Source organism: Elusimicrobiota bacterium (assembly GCA_026388155.1).
Classification (GTDB): Bacteria; Elusimicrobiota; Elusimicrobia; order Elusimicrobiales; family UBA9959; genus UBA9634.
Map to the genome: position 1 here is coordinate 343,152 of JAPLKI010000022.1, position 14,827 is coordinate 357,978.

Consider the following 14,827-nt stretch of genomic DNA (forward strand, 5'->3'; position numbering starts at 1 on the left):
TTTTTATATTATATTACATGCTCCCGGATTATAAAAAGTTATTTCCCGCGCTGGTCTTCGCAGCGCTGGTTTTTGTCCCGGTCGCCGTGTTCTCAAACCTGATAGTTTCGCGGGAGATCAGCCCTTTTTACGCTATAGCCTGGGCACTATTTGCGGGCGGCACGGCTTTTGCCGTTTTTTACACCGGCAGGGTATCATTTTTCAGGCGTATATTTTTTTCGGCTTCCGCCCTGGCTTTTCTGATACATTTTAAACTCGGCCTTCTTTTAAAAGGCTTTCACCTTTCCTGCTTTAAAGATACTCCTTACTGCCACATCGCCATCGCGCCCTCTTTTCTGAATTACCTCTACCAGCAATACCTGGCGGTGATGAGCGGCGGGTGGAAATTGTGGGGCCCTTTAAGCCTGGTATTTCTCTGGCTGTTCGCCACGCTTGTCCTGGGCAGGGGCTGGTGTTCCTGGACCTGTTTTTATGGAGGCATTGACGACGGGCTTTCGGCCCTGCCGAAGAAGGCGCTTTTGAAGACGGAAAAGTCGGGGCTGAAACTGCGGGATTTTCCGGCCGCGCTTCTTATTTTTCTGCTTCTGATTTCTTTCGCCAATATGGCGCCGTCTTACTGCCTTTGGCTTTGCCCTTTCAAGCTGACCGGAGTTTTTCTTGACCCTGACGATGCCTTGATCCGTAAAATACAATATGGCCTGATGGGACTGGCTCTTGCGGTTCTTGTTATCGGGCCCGTCCTGACAAAAAAAAGAACCTTCTGCTCTTTCCTTTGCCCATTCGGCGCCTGGCAGGCATTCTGGGGCAGGCTTAATCCTTTCAGAGTAAGCGTTGATCCGCAAAAATGTTCAGGCTGCCTGGCTTGCGTTAGCGCCTGTCCGATGTACGCCATTAACTGCGTGCCCGGGGGGAAAGCGGAAATCACCGCTTACTGTAACATGTGCGGGGAATGCCTTAAAGCCTGCGGCAACGGGGGGATAAACTATTCTGTTTTAGGTTTTAGTTTCGGCTTGTCGCAGGAAGGTTTCTGGAAGCTTCTTAATCCGGAAAGTTTTTTTGTTTTTGCCGCGCTGACGCTTAGCGCCGTTTTCGCCTCGTTTTGGGCCCCGGCGGCATTGAGAGATGTTCTCAAATTGATCATGCCATAAGCCATAAGGGTGCTGCACCCGCCATAAGCTTTCAGCCATATGCCATACGCAGAAATCTTATGTAAGGTCTTCTGGAACTCCTTAAAAGCTTATGGCCTAAGGCATACGGCGTATGGCAGTTTCTCAGCCTACGGCTTAAAGCTTATGGTAGTATAGGAGACCTTATGCAAGAAGGTAAATGGCTTGACCCAAGGTATACCGACAAAGAAATATTTGAAAAGGACTATCCCAAACTGGATCTCTCGGGTATGGATGTTAAATGTCCCGGGTGCAAAAATCAGGTGACGCTCAACCGCAAAAACAACTCGCTAAAAGCCGCAGGCTGGTGCAAGCAGTGCAACAGAGCGGTGCATATATAACTACAGCGAATAGCGAACAGCGAAATAGCGAATAGGGCTGGAGTTATTCCTTATTTGGTCGGTTTGCTCGTACATCATCACTATTCGCTAACCCCTATTCGCTGCCTCTATGCCTGCACTTTTTTCAGAGGGTTTCCTTCTTGGTCTTTCCACCGGGGTATATTGCCTGGCTTCCTGCCTGCCGGTGCTCGCGCCGTATCTGCTTGCCGGCGGAAGCGGGTTTTGGAAAGCTAATTTGTTTATTTTCCTTGAATTTTTGGCCGGGCGATTCCTGGCTTATATGCTTTTCGCGCTGGCCGCCGTCTCGTTCGGAAAATTATCGGGCCCCTATCTTCCGCCCAGAGTGCTTGCCGCGGGCATGGCCGTGACGGCGCTTTTAATGTTTTATTCCCTCTTTTCCGGACATCTCAAACAACACTCGTCTTGTCTTGCTTCGTTCCCGGCCGCCTGGGCCGAAAAGCGGATACCTTGTTTACTTGGTTTCCTGACCGGTATCAACATCTGTCCGCCTTTTGCCGCTGGTCTTTTGCGTCTTGTGGGTCTTGCCGATATACTTAAAGGTCTGGCTTATTTTGGGGGTTTTTTCGTGTCCACCTCTCTTTTTCTGCTTCCGGCACTCGCCCCGACGTCTTTTTTGAGCTCCAGATTAAAAAACATTGGCCGTATGACGCTGTTTTTGGCCGCATCATGGTATCTTTTACTCGGATTGAGAGGAATAGTTGGGTGAGGAAAGGATATAGGGGAGAGAGGCTAGGGATTCAGGGAATGAGTTCTTTATTCCTACCCTAAACCCTATTCTCTCACCCCTACCCGCTGCCAATATAGGTCCTTAGACCTATAAAGGCATAGGCCCTTTGACCTTGCATATATTAGGCCTTTGGTCTTATAATCTAACAACTATTGATTTGTAACAACATGGAGGCATCCCGGATGAAAAAACTTGCGCTTATTCTCCTGCTTTTCGGTTTGTGTGCCCATAATCTTAAGGCCGAAGAACCCAAACAATCTAATACTACTGTGTCTTTTAACCAGTTGCTTGGCCAATTGGTTGCGTCATCCCTTGGAAACATAAATATCCCTGAACCCGTGCTGGACAAGGATGCCCAGGCCGCAATAAACGCCGACGACAGATACTGGGTAACTGTTCTTGCTTCCGATAAATACGAGAGGACAAAACTGCTTGACGCGGGCATGGATATCGTTGAGGTGAAGAAGGACAAGGTCTCCGGTTTTGTCAATAAAAAGACTTTAGACACGCTTTCCGAGAAAGGTTTCGTTGTGGAAAGCAAAATGACCATGGCACAGTATGTGCAGCAGTTTGGGAAGGATTTTCCCGCGGCCGACAGCGCCTATCACAACTATAAAGAAACCACCGACCTGTTGAAAACTCTTGCCTCCAATAATTCGACTATCGCTTCCCTGTTCTCTATCGGCAAGACCATTGAAGGCCGGGATATATGGTGCCTGAGGATAAACACGAACGCCAAAGGAGAGGGCGCAAGCACCAAGCCGGGCGCGGTCTTTATCGGAAATCACCACGCGCGCGAGCACCTTTCGAACGAGGTTCCGCTGTTATTCGCATCCTGGCTTTTTGACCACAAGGGCGACGCGGATGTGAAAAAATATATAGATTCCCTGGATATTTATATCATACCCATGCTGAACCCCGACGGGGTGGAATATGACATAAAGACCGGAAAATACCAGTGGCAGAGGAAAAATATGCGTGTGAACTCCGATAAGAGCATCGGCGTTGACTTGAACCGCAACTATGATTCCTGGTTCGGCGGCGAGGGCGCATCGCACTCCCCGAATTCCGATACGTATTGCGGCCCCTCGGCCTTCTCAGAGCCCGAAACCACAGCCATAAAAAAATTCGTGCTGGCCCGGAAGAATCTCAAAACCCTGAATAGCTACCATTCCTACGCGGACACTATAATGTATCCGTGGGGCGGCAAAGACGGCCCGATAGACAGCGATAAAGACAAGCAGGTGTTCATCAAGATGGCCAATGAAATGGCGAAAGACACCGGCTACACCGCCGAACAGTCAAATGAAATGTATATCGCCACCGGCGACGCCTGCGACTGGGCTTATGATGTGGCCAAGATCTTCGCTTTCACCACGGAGCTTGGCGGCAACAGTTTCTACCCCGGTGCCGGCATTATAGCTAAAACCGTTACCGACAACATCAAGGCCGCTGTTTACATGCTGAGCATGACGGAGAACCCGTACAAGACGATTAATTAGCGAACAGTAAAAAGGAAATGAAAAAGCCCGGAAAACTTTCCGGGCTTTTTCATTTTATCTGCTTACGGCCTACGGCTTATAGCTTATGGCGTTTATTTTAATGTCAGCGTATAGGATTTAACTTTTTTACATGGGTAATAGGATTCCTTGGTTTTGGCGAGCCCCGGCTTTTCCAGGTCGCTTTCCTTGTTGATAAAGGCGTAATGAGGGGGGAGATGTTTTGCCAGCTCATTATCCAGAAACTGATACAGTCCCTTTACATTATCCAGGGCCTTCTCAAAATTAAGCACAAAAGTGTCGTTGGAAAGCCGTGAGCCGAAAGCGAAGCCGGAGATCTCGTCGTCTATAAACACCAGCACCCCTTTCATTCCAAGCAGGTCAAAGTGGTTCAGCGAATTTATTATGGCTTTTCGTTCGCAATTAAGCATGTCCAGGTGTTTTCCTGTTTCCGGGTCGCCGGTCCAGCGGTCCAGCAGGTTAAGGCAGAGGCCGTTATTCTTCGCGGTTATGGACTCAACCTTCACTTTGCGCGCGGCGGCGGTCTGTTTGTCGAACTGGGCTATCAGGTTGCGTTTTTTTGAATACTTGTGTCCGGCAAGCCCCGCCAGGTCGCGGAGATTATAAAGATAGTCCATGTACCCCGGCTGTTCCGTAATGGTAAAAAGCGTTTCAAGTTCCGTCCGGCGCGGCTCAATATAACCTTCCGGAACATAGTAGTAGCGTCCATGCCTGTTGCGCATGGCTATGTCAGCCAGCTCACGCGGAGTTATTTCGCGAAAAGGTACCGGCAGCGGCATCAGCAGGCGCCTGCCTGCCGGCGGCTCAAGGTCGGTTTCCGCCACCAGCAGCGTATCGCCGTCAATTTTCCAGGAAACCTCGTAGAGGCAGCGGTTCCAGACTATAATTGAAGCCAGCGAGTATTCACAAAGCGCGTAGCTGTGCCCTTCAAAAAAACTCTTCAGGGCGCTATGGTCTTCCGGTTTAAGGCGGTTAAACATTGGTTTCTTTTGAGAGCATGGGGTGTGCCCGCTTAAGAATTTTGAAGCCGAGGCGGGAATAAAAAGGCGAAGAATTATCCTGCGCGATAAGGCCTATCCACTTTATCCCGTCCGTTTTAAGGCGTTTCTGGATGGCTTTAACTATGGCGGAGCCCGCGCCGGTTCCCCGTTCGGACTTAAGCACCATCACATCCTGTATGTAGGCGTCGCTTACGCCGTCGCTTATGGCGCGGCCCATGCCTATTGCGCGGCCTTTCCGCTGCGCCAACACAAAACAATGGCTGCCGTTTATTATACGCGAGAGCAGTTCCGGCCTGTCACGGCGGCCCCACCAGCCCTGCGCGCGGTAAAGTGTTATAATGCAATTCAGGGTGGCGGCGTCCGCTTTTCTTATGAAACGGAATGTTAAGCCGTGGGGCATAAGACCATAATATCAATCTTGCGGCGGGAAAGAAAGCCGCCAGCCGAAGACGGGAAGGGGAGGGGAAATGTATACTGAGGAAAAAAAGGGAATTAAACTTCTTAGATTTGACAGCTTTAAAGGACAGGCTGGAGTGGAATGCTGTGTTTCTACCCGCGCGGGGGGCGTGAGTTCCGCGCCTTTTGCCGGGCTGAACCTTGGCGCCTGGACCGGGGATAACCCGGAGAATGTGGGAAAGAACCTGGATTTGTTCTGCGCGGCGTTCGGCGCCGATCCGGGCAAGCTGACCATTATGCGCCAGCGTCACACGGCTAATGTTTCAGTATTGGAAGCTGGGGGCGGGCCGCCGGCGGAAAATACCGACGCGCTGGTAACGGCGGCCGCCGGGGTGCCGCTGCTGGCCCATTCAGCCGATTGCGCGCTGACCGTTTTTTACGACAGCCGGCACCGGGCGCTGGCCGTTGCTCACAGCGGCTGGCGGGGGGGGCTGCTGAATATTTACAGCTCAGTGCTGAATGTAATGCGCCTGCGCTTTGGGACAGTCCCGGAAAATATTACGGCGGGCGTATCCCCCATGATTTCCGCCGACCACTTCCCTGTAAGGGGGGATTTCCTTGAAAAACTCCAGGAGTTTTATCCGGGCGAGGAAGGCCGGAAGTTTCTGACGCTGCGCGAAGGCCGCCATCATTTCAGCCTGCGCGAACTTTTGAAACATCAACTGGCCGCGCTGGGCGTTAAAAAATACGAGTTCATGCACCTGTGCACCTACGCGGAAAAAGAGCTTTTTTATTCCCGGCGGCGTGACGGAGATACTACAGGCAGGTTCGGATTAATGGCGATGTTAAAATCACTGCCATACGCCGTATGCCTTAGGCCATAAGCTATTAAAGAGTTGCATAAAGGCCTGATATAAGATTTCTGCGTATGGCTTATGGCGGGTGCGGCACCCGTATGGCTTATGGCGTTTTTACCTCACCATATCCCATGCGATTTTAGCAAGCAGCGAGCCTGAAACCAGCAAAAGCGCGGGGCGTATCACCCAAACGCCTTTTTTAAGTGCCAGGTGCGAGCCAAGATAGTTGCCGGCCATTCCGGCGCAGCCCATGGCAAGCCCGAGGCGTATATTTACCTTGCCCAGCGCCAGAAAAGTAGCCAGAGCGGCTAAGTTCGAGGTGAGGTTTATAAGCTTGCTGAGCGCGGTGGCGCTAAGCAGGTCGTAGCGGCAGAAGCGCGCGAAAGCCACCGCCAAAAAAGTGCCGGTTCCGGGGCCGAGCATACCGTCGTAAAAACTTATAAAAAAAGCTATTGCGCCCGCGCGCGCCAGAAGCCCTTTTTCGCCAAGACTCGAGCTTGAGTCCGAAAGGCCGAAATTATGTCTTACCGCTAAAAAAACAGCTATCGGCGGCAGTGTCACTATCAGAAGATATTTAACCGCGGCGGGCGGGACCAGGGATATCACCCGCGCTCCCGCGCTTGAGCCGGCGGCTGCCAGAACGATCAGGATAAAAAGAAAAGACTTGCCAAAACTGCAGTCCTTTAAAAATTTGAAAGCCGCCACCGTGGTGCCCATGGAGGAGGAAAGCTTGTTGGTGCCCAGCAGTAAACCCGGGCGCAGCCCGAAGTGCAGATAAGCCGGCAGGGTTATCAGGCCGCCGCCCCCGGCGATGGCGTCTATGCAGCCCGCCAGGCAGACAAAAAACGCCAACAGCATCAAAGAGTAGAAGTGCGGATTGTCAAACATAAGCTAAATCCCGTATTTGCGGCTCAAGTGGCATAAGCCGATAGATTTAATGATTAAAGAGTATAAAAAAGGCGATGGCAAAGGAAAGAGATTAAACGGCTTTTTGTTTTATCCCGCATGCAGGAGGGTAAAAAAGTTAAAATATAGAAAGCGCGAATGATGCCGCGCAAAAACGGGGGCAGGATAGATGATTAAAAAAATATTTCGCTCAAAAGTCTTTTTAACCGGGTTGGGCATCCTGGCTATCGGCTGCGGTCCTCTTCTCCTTTATGCGTTGTATGAATTCATCACGGGAGCTAAAGGCGGTAATCCTGTCGGCCTGGGGCTGCTGTTAGCGGTTTCCTTTTGGCCCGGCGTTATTTTGCTGGTTGCGGGTATCATTCTAGGTCTGCTGAATAAGGATAAGGCGGTTTAAGGACGCGTAATTATTCGTCTTGTTCGCAGGCGTTTGTCGTTGACGCCGATTAAAAAGTAAAATTTAAAAAAGCGCGCGCGGAGGGCAATATCATGACAGACACGGAAAGCGTACTCGCACAAATTAAAAGTACCATTGAAATTTCGGGCGGGGGAAAAAAAGTCGATCTGCTGCTGAAAAACGCCCGCGTGATAAATACTTTTTCCGGCGACATTCACAAAACCGCCGTGGCCGTGCACAAGGACCGCATAGTGGGCTTTGGCGATTATCCGGCCAAGCAGGTTATCGACCTGAAAGGCGCCTATCTGGCCCCCGGCTTTATAGACGGCCATGTGCATATTGAAAGCTCCATGGTTAAAATCCCGGAGTTCGCCAGCGTCGTCCTGCCGCACGGCACCACCACCGCCGTTATAGACCCGCATGAAATAGCCAATGTGCTGGGGCTGGACGGCATAAAGTACATGCTGGCCTCCAGCCTTAACAGCGTTTTGAGCGTTTATGTGATGCTGCCTTCCTGCGTTCCGGCCACACATCTTGAAACCGCCGGGGCCGAACTCACGGCCCACGATCTGAGCCTCCTTTTGAACGATGAGCGGGTGCTGGGCATCGGCGAGATGATGAACTATCCGGGCGTTATTTACCGCGACGAAGAGGTATTGAGGAAAATCGCCATCGCCGGCAATAAAGTCATAGACGGCCACGCCCCCATGCTCCAGGGGAAAGCGCTCTACTCTTATGTGTCGGCCGGCATCCGCTCGGACCACGAATGCACTAATGTGGCCGAAGCGCGCGAAAAACTGCGCGCCGGCATGTATATCATGATACGCGAAGGCACCGCGGCAAAAAATCTTAAAGGCCTTCTGCCGCTTGTGAATTCCGAGAACTCAAGGAAATTTATCTTTGTGACCGACGACCGCCACCTTGACGACATTCTGCGCGAGGGCCATATAGATTACCTGGTGCGCACCGCCATACGCCTGGGCGTTGAGCCCATCCGCGCCATACAGATGGCCACCATAAATACCGCCGAATATTTCGGGCTTAAAAACCTGGGCGCCATCGCCCCCGGCTACGCGGCGGATCTGGTGGTTTTTGATGACCTTAAAAAACTGAAAATTTCAAAGGTTTTCAAGAGGGGCCGGCTTGTTTCCAGAAACGGCGTTATAGAACCCGGGGTTATCAGCGAGTACAAAGGCAAGACACGCGGCACCGTCAATGTCAAATGGATAGAGCACGAGGATTTTGCCCTGAAGGCGGGGGGGCGCCTGGCGCGGGTGATAAATGTGATCCCGGACCAGATAACCACCAAAATGAGCATTGAGCCCGTAAAGCAGGACGGCGGCTATGTTTCTTCCGACACCAAAAAAGATATCCTTAAAATCGCCGTAATAGAGCGCCATATGGCCTCGGGCCGCATAGCCCTTGGCCTGGTAAAAGGCTTCGGGCTTAAAAAAGGCGCTATCGCCTCGTCGGTTTCCCACGACTCCCACAATATAGTGGTCATAGGCACGCACGACGGAGATATGTACACTGCGGCCGTGCAGGTGGTTAAAATGCAGGGCGGCATAGTGGCGGCTTTGAACGGCCAGGTGCTGGAAGCCCTGCCGCTTCCGGTGGCCGGATTAATGTCGGACCGGAGCACTGACTTTGTGAGGGAAAAACAGCGGCAGTTGAATGAAATCGCGCGCATGCTCGGCTCCGCCTTGCAGGACCCGTTCATGGCCATGTCGTTCCTGACGCTTCCGCCCATACCTGAAATAAGGATAACAGACCGGGGCATAATTGACGCTGTCAAATTCAAGGTCGTGCCGCTTTTTGTGAACAAATTAAAAAAATAAGCATGAATAAAAAAGCAACGGCGGCATTTTTCCTGCTGAGCTTCAGCTTTCAGCCTTTAGCCCTTCTGCAAGGCGCGACCTTCGCGCGCGGGCCTTACCTGGAAAATATGTCTTCCGAAATGGTCGCCGTCCGCTTCCGCCTTGACACGGCCACGTCCGCCTGGATCACTTACGGCGCCTGGCCTGATTGCGAAAGATTCATGACTACGGCCCCGTTTGCCGCTGAACAAAAAATAACGCTCTTCGGACTGCTCGCCGATACCACGCACTGCTATCGCATTTATCTCCCGGCGGACCAGGGCGTGGGCGTATCCTCGCCCTCCGCTTTGGAATCGGACGGGCTTGCCTCCTCATACGCGGACAGCGATGCAGGTCCGATGCCCGATGTCACAGCCGAACAGCCGGCTGCCGGGCTTCCGCCGCAAAAGTCCGGCGGGAAAACGGGCGGGGCGGTGTACAAAGCCTTTGAGGGAACGTTCCGCACTTTCCGCGACGCGGACAAACCTTATTTTGACTTCCTCGCTTTCGGCGATTCCGGCTCCGGCTCCGAAGAACAGCTTGCTGTTGCGGCCCAGATGGATAAATTCAACCCGGATTTCGTGCTGAATACCGGTGATGTCCTGGAAACGGGACTGGACTCCGACGCCGACGCGCAATATTTCAAGCCCTACGCCAAAATGCTTTCCCGCGAGCCGTTTTTTCTGACTTTGGGAAATCACGACTACGGAGAAAAATACAACAAAGAGGAGGGGAAAGGTTTTGTAAAGGCCAATTATCAGTCTTTTCACAGCGTTCCGCTGACCGGTTTGCCGCCTCATTACTATTTTTTTGACATCGGCGACGCCCGTTTCTTCGTGCTGGACACCAACTCTTTCTACGGGGCCAAATTCGCCCCGTCGCTCGCGCCGGGCTCAAAGCAGTATAAGTGGCTGGATTATTTCCTGGGCAAAACCGCGAAGGCCTGGAAATTTATAGTCCTGCATCACCCGCTCTATTCCACAGGCGCGTATGGCTGGCTGGAGCCGGAACGCGCCGCGCTTGAACCGCTTTTCCTTAAATATGACGTGGACATGGTATTGCAGGGCTACAACCACAATTATGAAAGGACCAAACCGATGAAGGAGGGCCTGCCCGACGATGAAAACGGGATTGTTTATGTCACCCTTGGCGGCGGCGGGCAGCTAGTTCATCCCCAGCGCGAGAACGAGGACTGGTCGGACAAATTCCTGCCGGTTTATCATTTCGCTTACTTTGAGTTAAGGGATAAAAGTCTGACAATGACCGTCTACGATAAAGGCGGCCAGGTTATAGACAATCTTGCAATACAGAAGTGATCCGCAGTGTAGCGGGGTAGGGGTAAGGAGTTCTTTCTTTCCGCCCCTTTGCCCTAGCCCCCAGCCCCTGTTGTTACTACCCTCGTGTTGTTTTGCTTTCCCCGCGTTTTTCTGCTATACTATAACTGCGGGGTAGAGCAGCCTGGTAGCTCGCAAGGCCCATAACCTTGAGGTCGCAGGTTCAAATCCTGCCCCCGCAACCAGATTCAACAGATCCGAACCTGAGATCAGAAATATCAGGACCAGCCCTGGGCGCAAGCCCGGGGCTTTGTGTTTATATGATGCTATCGTTCTATCGTACTGTAACATCTTCCCGATAGATACTCCAGCCCAGGGATAAATTTCTCTCTCCTAAACCGCCATTTGCTAAAATATTTTAACTAGTTTCGGAGGAAAGTCACTCGGGCCAAAGCACGGATTAATTTTTAATGAATGAGTTCCGATTTATGAATAAAATCTTCCAAAGTAACGATTTCATATGTACCCGATTTTTATTTTTTATACCCGGCAGATCTAAATACGAAAGATTGAAAAACAGGGTGCGCCGTTTCCCGGCTTTTTTGAATTTTAAAAAGTCCGTAAAAACGCTCATTTCTGCTTTCCGTTTCTCAATTATGCTGCCTATGATGCACAAACAGAAAGAACTCATTATTATCGTTCCGTTCCGCAACCGCGAAGAAAATCTTAAACAGTTTGTGCCATATATGCGTCATTTCCTGAAAGACGTCAAACACCGCATCGTAGTGGTAGAGCAGACAGAGGATGGATTGTTCAATAGAGCCAAATTACTGAATGTCGGTTTTAGTCTGTATCAGGACGCAAATGCTTATTTTTGTTTTCATGATGTCGATATGCTGCCGGCATCCGCATTATGCGATTACTCTTATCCCGTCATGCCAACTCATCTTTCCGTTTACTGTTCACAGTTTGAATATCAGTTTGTTCCTCATTATTTCGGGGGCGTTCTTTTGGTTAATAAAGAAGACTTTCTGAAACTTAACGGATTTAGCAATCAATACTGGGGGTGGGGAGCTGAGGACGATGATTTAAGAAGGAGGTTCGAGCGAACTTGGACCATCCCCTGGACCCGGAGGATGGGCAGGTATCATTCCATCGAGCAGGTAGCTTTTGGCCATCCCCGCGCTCATGAAGCTGTTAAGCGCAGCGGAAATCCGCAATATCTGAAAAATTGCATGCGCCTGATGTCGGGTTACGATTCAAAAACTGACGGCCTGTCCGATCTGAAGTTCGAGCTTCTCGAAACGATCGCTGGAGACGGATTCGTCAAACACATTGTCCGTCTTTGAGAACAACAAGGTTTGTTAACGGGAAGATTAAAACGAATATTTATTATTTAATTTTATGCTCAGCGTATCTCAATACGAAAGATTGAAAAGATTGAAAAACAGAGCGCGCCGTTTCCCGGCTTTTTTGAATTTTAAAAAGTCCGTAAAAACGCTCGTTTCTGTTCTTCGTTTTTCAATTATGCTGCCTATGATGCACAAACAGAAAGAACTCATTGTTATCGTTCCATTCCGCAACCGCGAAGAAAATCTGAAACGGTTTATCCCGCATATGCAGCATTTCCTGAGGGACGTCAAATACCGCATCGTAGTGATCGAACAGACAGGGGATGGCTTATTCAATAAAGCTAAATTACTGAATGCGGGTTTTAGTCTGTATCAGGATGCAAACGCCTATTTTTGTTTTCATGATGTGGATCTGCTGCCGGAATCCGCGTTATGCGATTACTCTTATCCCGTCATACCAACCCACCTTTCCGTTTACTGTTCACAGTTTGACTATCAGGTTGCCGCTTATCACTTCGGGGGCGTTATTTTGGTGAATAAAAGGGACTTTCGGAGAGTTAACGGATGCAGCAATCAATACTGGGGGTGGGGAGCGGAGGACAGTGATTTAAGAAAGAGGTTCGAGCGAACTTGGACTATCCCCTGGACCCGGAGGATGGGCAGGTATCATTCCATCGAGCAGGTAGCTTTTGGCCATCCCCGCGCTCATGAAACTTTTAAGTGCCGCGGAAATCCGCAATATCGAAAAAATTGCATGCGCCTAATGTCGGACTACGATTCAAAAACTGACGGCCTGTCCGATCTGAAGTTCGAGCTTCTCGAAACGATCGCTGGAGACGGATTCGTCAGACATATTGTCCGTCTTTGAGAAAGATTAAAATGAATATTTGTTATTTAATACGTTCCTTCAGCAATCAGGCGGGAACGGAGAGTTACGTTTATTATATGTCAAGAGCTTTGGCCGAACTGGGACACCAGGTGCATATTATCAGTTTAACCGGAAAAGGACAGAGGGACTTTAGTGGTTTTGAAGGTAAAATATTTGTCCATCATTTAAATTTCAAACGAGCATCTTTTAAGGGTTCTTGGCTATTAGAAAATGTCTTTCCTCTGGATACATGGCGTTATGGACAATTTATTAATAAAATTCTGCCTGATTTGATCGATAAACATGCTATTGACATAATTGAAGCCACAGATTGGGGGATAGATGCCTGGGCTTATTTAACCGAACGGAAAGTGCCTGTTTGTGTAAGACTTCACGGTTACCCCGGTTTTAAAGATGATTTTGACCGGGGGATATTAAAAAAATGGCCTAAAAACTATTTTCTCTGGTCTTTATTCAGAAAACACCTTTCAGGCGCGGATCTTGTGACGGGAGTATCGGAATCTTACACTGACTTCGTGCGGAATGCCTGGGAATTAAAAGAAAGAGACGTTCAAATTATTCCCATCAGCGTTAATTTAAATGTTTTCCGCCCGGCGGAAGCTTCCAGGGAAAATCAGGCAATTCTATTCGCGGGCAGACTGGAAAAGTCTAAAGGCATAGAGGTGCTCGCGCAGGCGATTCCTTTGGTTTTAAAAGAATTACCGGGCGCCAGATTTTATTTGGCTGGCCGGGATTATAAATACATGGACAGCCGACAGACATGGTCGCAATATTTAATGGAAAATTTTGGCAAGGGAAGAATTATTTATTTAGGCTCCCTGCCCACGCAGGAATTGGTGCATTATTATCAATCAGCAACTATTTGTGTTGTGCCCTCGCTGTATGAGCCTGGAGGAACAGCGGTCTTTGAGGCTATGGCTTGCGGCTGTCCCGTTATCGCCAGCAAGGTGGGCGGCCTTGTTGAGATTATTAAAGACGGGCGAACAGGAGATCGCTGATCCCGCCTGCTGAGGCCCAGGCCCTTGCCGATGCAATAATTGAATTGCTTCAAAAACCCCAGATGAGGCATGAAATCTCACAAAACGCTCTTGAATCTATACGAAAAAATTTTGACATAAACAACATCGTCCGGCCAACACTGGATGCTTACACGCGAACGATCGGGTTTTTTAAAACCCGCAAAACTTAACAGCATGAACAAAGACCAGGTTTTCTTATTCTTAACTCATATTTATTCAAAAGAAATATACAGGGAATTTGAAAAGATACAGCGCGCCACCAAAACAATGGGGGAGTGCATTCTGCTTTATCAGCAAAAACCCGGCATTTCTATCGATCGCAGGTTTTTAAATCTTCCTCATTGCATCCTGACCGATCTGGATTTAACAAGGCTGTCGGATGTGCCGTATTTTGCTGATTCCCGGGCATGCTTTAAACCCGACAGGTCCTTGATAAAATTTTCCAGGGAACACGAATTTAATTATTACTGGCTTATCGAATATGATGTCCGCTTCTCCGGCAATTGGGAATATTTTTTCCGTTATTTTTCCGAAAGCACTGAGGATTTCCTGACCTCCCATATCCGCAGGTATGCACAGGAGCCTGACTGGTTCTATTGGCATCTGGATCAGTTCGATGAAAAAATAGATTTAGTGCAAGCCCTTCGATCTTTTAATCCCATATTCCGGATCTCTTATCCGGCCCTGGAATATGTTTACCAGATGTATTTAAAAGGATGGACAGGGATTTATGAGGCGCTCATTCCCACCTTGTTGTTTCATGGAAACTTCACTTTGCGGGATTTTGGGGGAACCGGCGATTTCGTTTTGCCGCAAGACGTTAACCGTTTTTATCTGGATTCGTCCGGTTGCAGGCTTTCCGACGGGAAAACAATGCGCTATCGCCCGTTCCATACCTCTTTAGCCGGTTATCCCGAAAACAAACTTGTTCATCCGGTAAAGCCACGACAGAGGGAGTCTTTATTAAAAACCGTATCGTTGAAATATTCTGACCCTTCTATCACCTGGGACAATTTACGCCGGTTCGTCCGTGTCGCACGTTTACATGGGCTTCATGAAGCCTGGCGCCGTACCCAACGCCGTCTTAAAAAGGAAGTATAGAAAA

15 protein-coding genes and 1 tRNA gene are annotated in these 14,827 nt (G+C 49.7%); 13 read left to right on the plus strand and 3 right to left on the minus strand.

The features are described 5' to 3' along the window. Positions 1–17 precede the first annotated feature (17 nt). The 4 genes from NTX59_11475 (at position 18) to NTX59_11490 (ending at position 3,757) form a co-directional block, all read left to right on the plus strand. Positions 18–1,148 (plus strand): 4Fe-4S binding protein, encoded by a 1,131-nt coding sequence (locus NTX59_11475; protein MCX5786298.1) that lies wholly within the window; start codon positions 18–20, stop codon positions 1,146–1,148. Positions 1,149–1,312: 164 nt separating this feature from the next. Then, the gene (locus NTX59_11480) at positions 1,313–1,507 is read left to right on the plus strand and encodes a hypothetical protein (GenBank protein ID MCX5786299.1); all 195 of its coding nucleotides are present in this window, start codon (positions 1,313–1,315) and stop codon (positions 1,505–1,507) included. A 109-nt stretch (positions 1,508–1,616) separates the two neighbouring features. Continuing rightward, a complete protein-coding gene (locus NTX59_11485) occupies positions 1,617–2,234 on the plus strand; it encodes a sulfite exporter TauE/SafE family protein (GenBank protein ID MCX5786300.1) in 618 nt (205 codons plus the stop codon). 203 nt (positions 2,235–2,437) lie between these two features. Next, positions 2,438–3,757: a M14 family metallopeptidase gene (locus NTX59_11490; protein MCX5786301.1), complete on the plus strand. Its 1,320-nt coding sequence runs from the start codon at positions 2,438–2,440 to the stop codon at positions 3,755–3,757. Positions 3,758–3,849: 92 nt separating this feature from the next. Here NTX59_11490 and NTX59_11495 read toward each other — a convergent pair whose 3' ends face one another. Both NTX59_11495 and NTX59_11500 read right to left on the minus strand, forming a co-directional pair. Further along, entirely contained in the window at positions 3,850–4,755 is a 906-nt protein-coding gene (locus tag NTX59_11495) for a phosphatidylglycerol lysyltransferase domain-containing protein (GenBank protein MCX5786302.1), read from the minus strand. Next, positions 4,748–5,176, minus strand: a complete 429-nt coding sequence (locus NTX59_11500; protein ID MCX5786303.1) for a GNAT family N-acetyltransferase — start codon at positions 5,174–5,176, stop codon at positions 4,748–4,750. Before NTX59_11500 ends, NTX59_11495 begins: the two co-directional genes overlap by 8 nt. A 67-nt stretch (positions 5,177–5,243) precedes the next feature. Here NTX59_11500 and NTX59_11505 point away from each other — a divergent pair, with 67 nt between their 5' ends. Then, positions 5,244–6,056 carry a polyphenol oxidase family protein gene (locus NTX59_11505; protein MCX5786304.1) on the plus strand — a complete coding sequence of 271 codons (813 nt, stop codon included), beginning with the start codon at positions 5,244–5,246 and terminating at the stop codon, positions 6,054–6,056. Between the two features lie 87 nt (positions 6,057–6,143). Here NTX59_11505 and NTX59_11510 read toward each other — a convergent pair whose 3' ends face one another. After that, positions 6,144–6,917: a TSUP family transporter gene (locus NTX59_11510; GenBank protein MCX5786305.1), complete on the minus strand. Its 774-nt coding sequence runs from the start codon at positions 6,915–6,917 to the stop codon at positions 6,144–6,146. Between the two features lie 187 nt (positions 6,918–7,104). On the opposite strand from NTX59_11510, the gene NTX59_11515 reads away from it, so the two are divergent. From NTX59_11515 to NTX59_11550, 8 genes are all read left to right on the plus strand, one after another. Further along, positions 7,105–7,332: a hypothetical protein gene (locus NTX59_11515; GenBank protein ID MCX5786306.1), complete on the plus strand. Its 228-nt coding sequence runs from the start codon at positions 7,105–7,107 to the stop codon at positions 7,330–7,332. A gap of 92 nt (positions 7,333–7,424) precedes the next feature. Continuing rightward, positions 7,425–9,170: an adenine deaminase gene (ade, locus tag NTX59_11520; GenBank protein ID MCX5786307.1), complete on the plus strand. Its 1,746-nt coding sequence runs from the start codon at positions 7,425–7,427 to the stop codon at positions 9,168–9,170. Positions 9,171–9,172: 2 nt separating this feature from the next. Next, positions 9,173–10,504: a metallophosphoesterase gene (locus tag NTX59_11525; GenBank protein ID MCX5786308.1), complete on the plus strand. Its 1,332-nt coding sequence runs from the start codon at positions 9,173–9,175 to the stop codon at positions 10,502–10,504. A gap of 126 nt (positions 10,505–10,630) precedes the next feature. Continuing rightward, positions 10,631–10,707: transfer RNA gene (locus NTX59_11530), tRNA-Met, on the plus strand. 243 nt (positions 10,708–10,950) lie between these two features. Next, positions 10,951–11,811, plus strand: coding sequence for a galactosyltransferase-related protein (locus tag NTX59_11535; GenBank protein ID MCX5786309.1), 861 nt, complete (start codon positions 10,951–10,953; stop codon positions 11,809–11,811). 82 nt (positions 11,812–11,893) lie between these two features. Beyond that, positions 11,894–12,682, plus strand: coding sequence for a galactosyltransferase-related protein (locus tag NTX59_11540; protein ID MCX5786310.1), 789 nt, complete (start codon positions 11,894–11,896; stop codon positions 12,680–12,682). An 11-nt stretch (positions 12,683–12,693) separates the two neighbouring features. Then, on the plus strand, positions 12,694–13,701 hold the full coding sequence (locus NTX59_11545; protein ID MCX5786311.1) for a glycosyltransferase family 4 protein: 1,008 nt from the start codon (positions 12,694–12,696) through the stop codon (positions 13,699–13,701). A 195-nt stretch (positions 13,702–13,896) separates the two neighbouring features. Next, positions 13,897–14,823 (plus strand): hypothetical protein, encoded by a 927-nt coding sequence (locus NTX59_11550; protein MCX5786312.1) that lies wholly within the window; start codon positions 13,897–13,899, stop codon positions 14,821–14,823. Positions 14,824–14,827 lie beyond the last annotated feature (4 nt).

Excerpts from the sequence above, each read along its gene's own strand:
- NTX59_11475 (MCX5786298.1), top strand. The coding sequence starts at position 18 with ATGCTCCCGGATTATAAAAAGTTATTTCCCGCGCTGGTCTTCGCAGCG.
- NTX59_11480 (MCX5786299.1), top strand. The coding sequence starts at position 1,313 with ATGCAAGAAGGTAAATGGCTTGACCCAAGGTATACCGACAAAGAAATA.
- NTX59_11485 (MCX5786300.1), top strand. The coding sequence starts at position 1,617 with ATGCCTGCACTTTTTTCAGAGGGTTTCCTTCTTGGTCTTTCCACCGGG.
- NTX59_11490 (MCX5786301.1), top strand. The coding sequence starts at position 2,438 with ATGAAAAAACTTGCGCTTATTCTCCTGCTTTTCGGTTTGTGTGCCCAT.
- NTX59_11495 (MCX5786302.1), bottom strand. The coding sequence starts at position 4,755 with ATGTTTAACCGCCTTAAACCGGAAGACCATAGCGCCCTGAAGAGTTTT.
- NTX59_11500 (MCX5786303.1), bottom strand. The coding sequence starts at position 5,176 with ATGCCCCACGGCTTAACATTCCGTTTCATAAGAAAAGCGGACGCCGCC.
- NTX59_11505 (MCX5786304.1), top strand. The coding sequence starts at position 5,244 with ATGTATACTGAGGAAAAAAAGGGAATTAAACTTCTTAGATTTGACAGC.
- NTX59_11510 (MCX5786305.1), bottom strand. The coding sequence starts at position 6,917 with ATGTTTGACAATCCGCACTTCTACTCTTTGATGCTGTTGGCGTTTTTT.
- NTX59_11515 (MCX5786306.1), top strand. The coding sequence starts at position 7,105 with ATGATTAAAAAAATATTTCGCTCAAAAGTCTTTTTAACCGGGTTGGGC.
- ade (MCX5786307.1), top strand. The coding sequence starts at position 7,425 with ATGACAGACACGGAAAGCGTACTCGCACAAATTAAAAGTACCATTGAA.
- NTX59_11525 (MCX5786308.1), top strand. The coding sequence starts at position 9,173 with ATGAATAAAAAAGCAACGGCGGCATTTTTCCTGCTGAGCTTCAGCTTT.
- NTX59_11535 (MCX5786309.1), top strand. The coding sequence starts at position 10,951 with ATGAATAAAATCTTCCAAAGTAACGATTTCATATGTACCCGATTTTTA.
- NTX59_11545 (MCX5786311.1), top strand. The coding sequence starts at position 12,694 with ATGAATATTTGTTATTTAATACGTTCCTTCAGCAATCAGGCGGGAACG.
- NTX59_11550 (MCX5786312.1), top strand. The coding sequence starts at position 13,897 with ATGAACAAAGACCAGGTTTTCTTATTCTTAACTCATATTTATTCAAAA.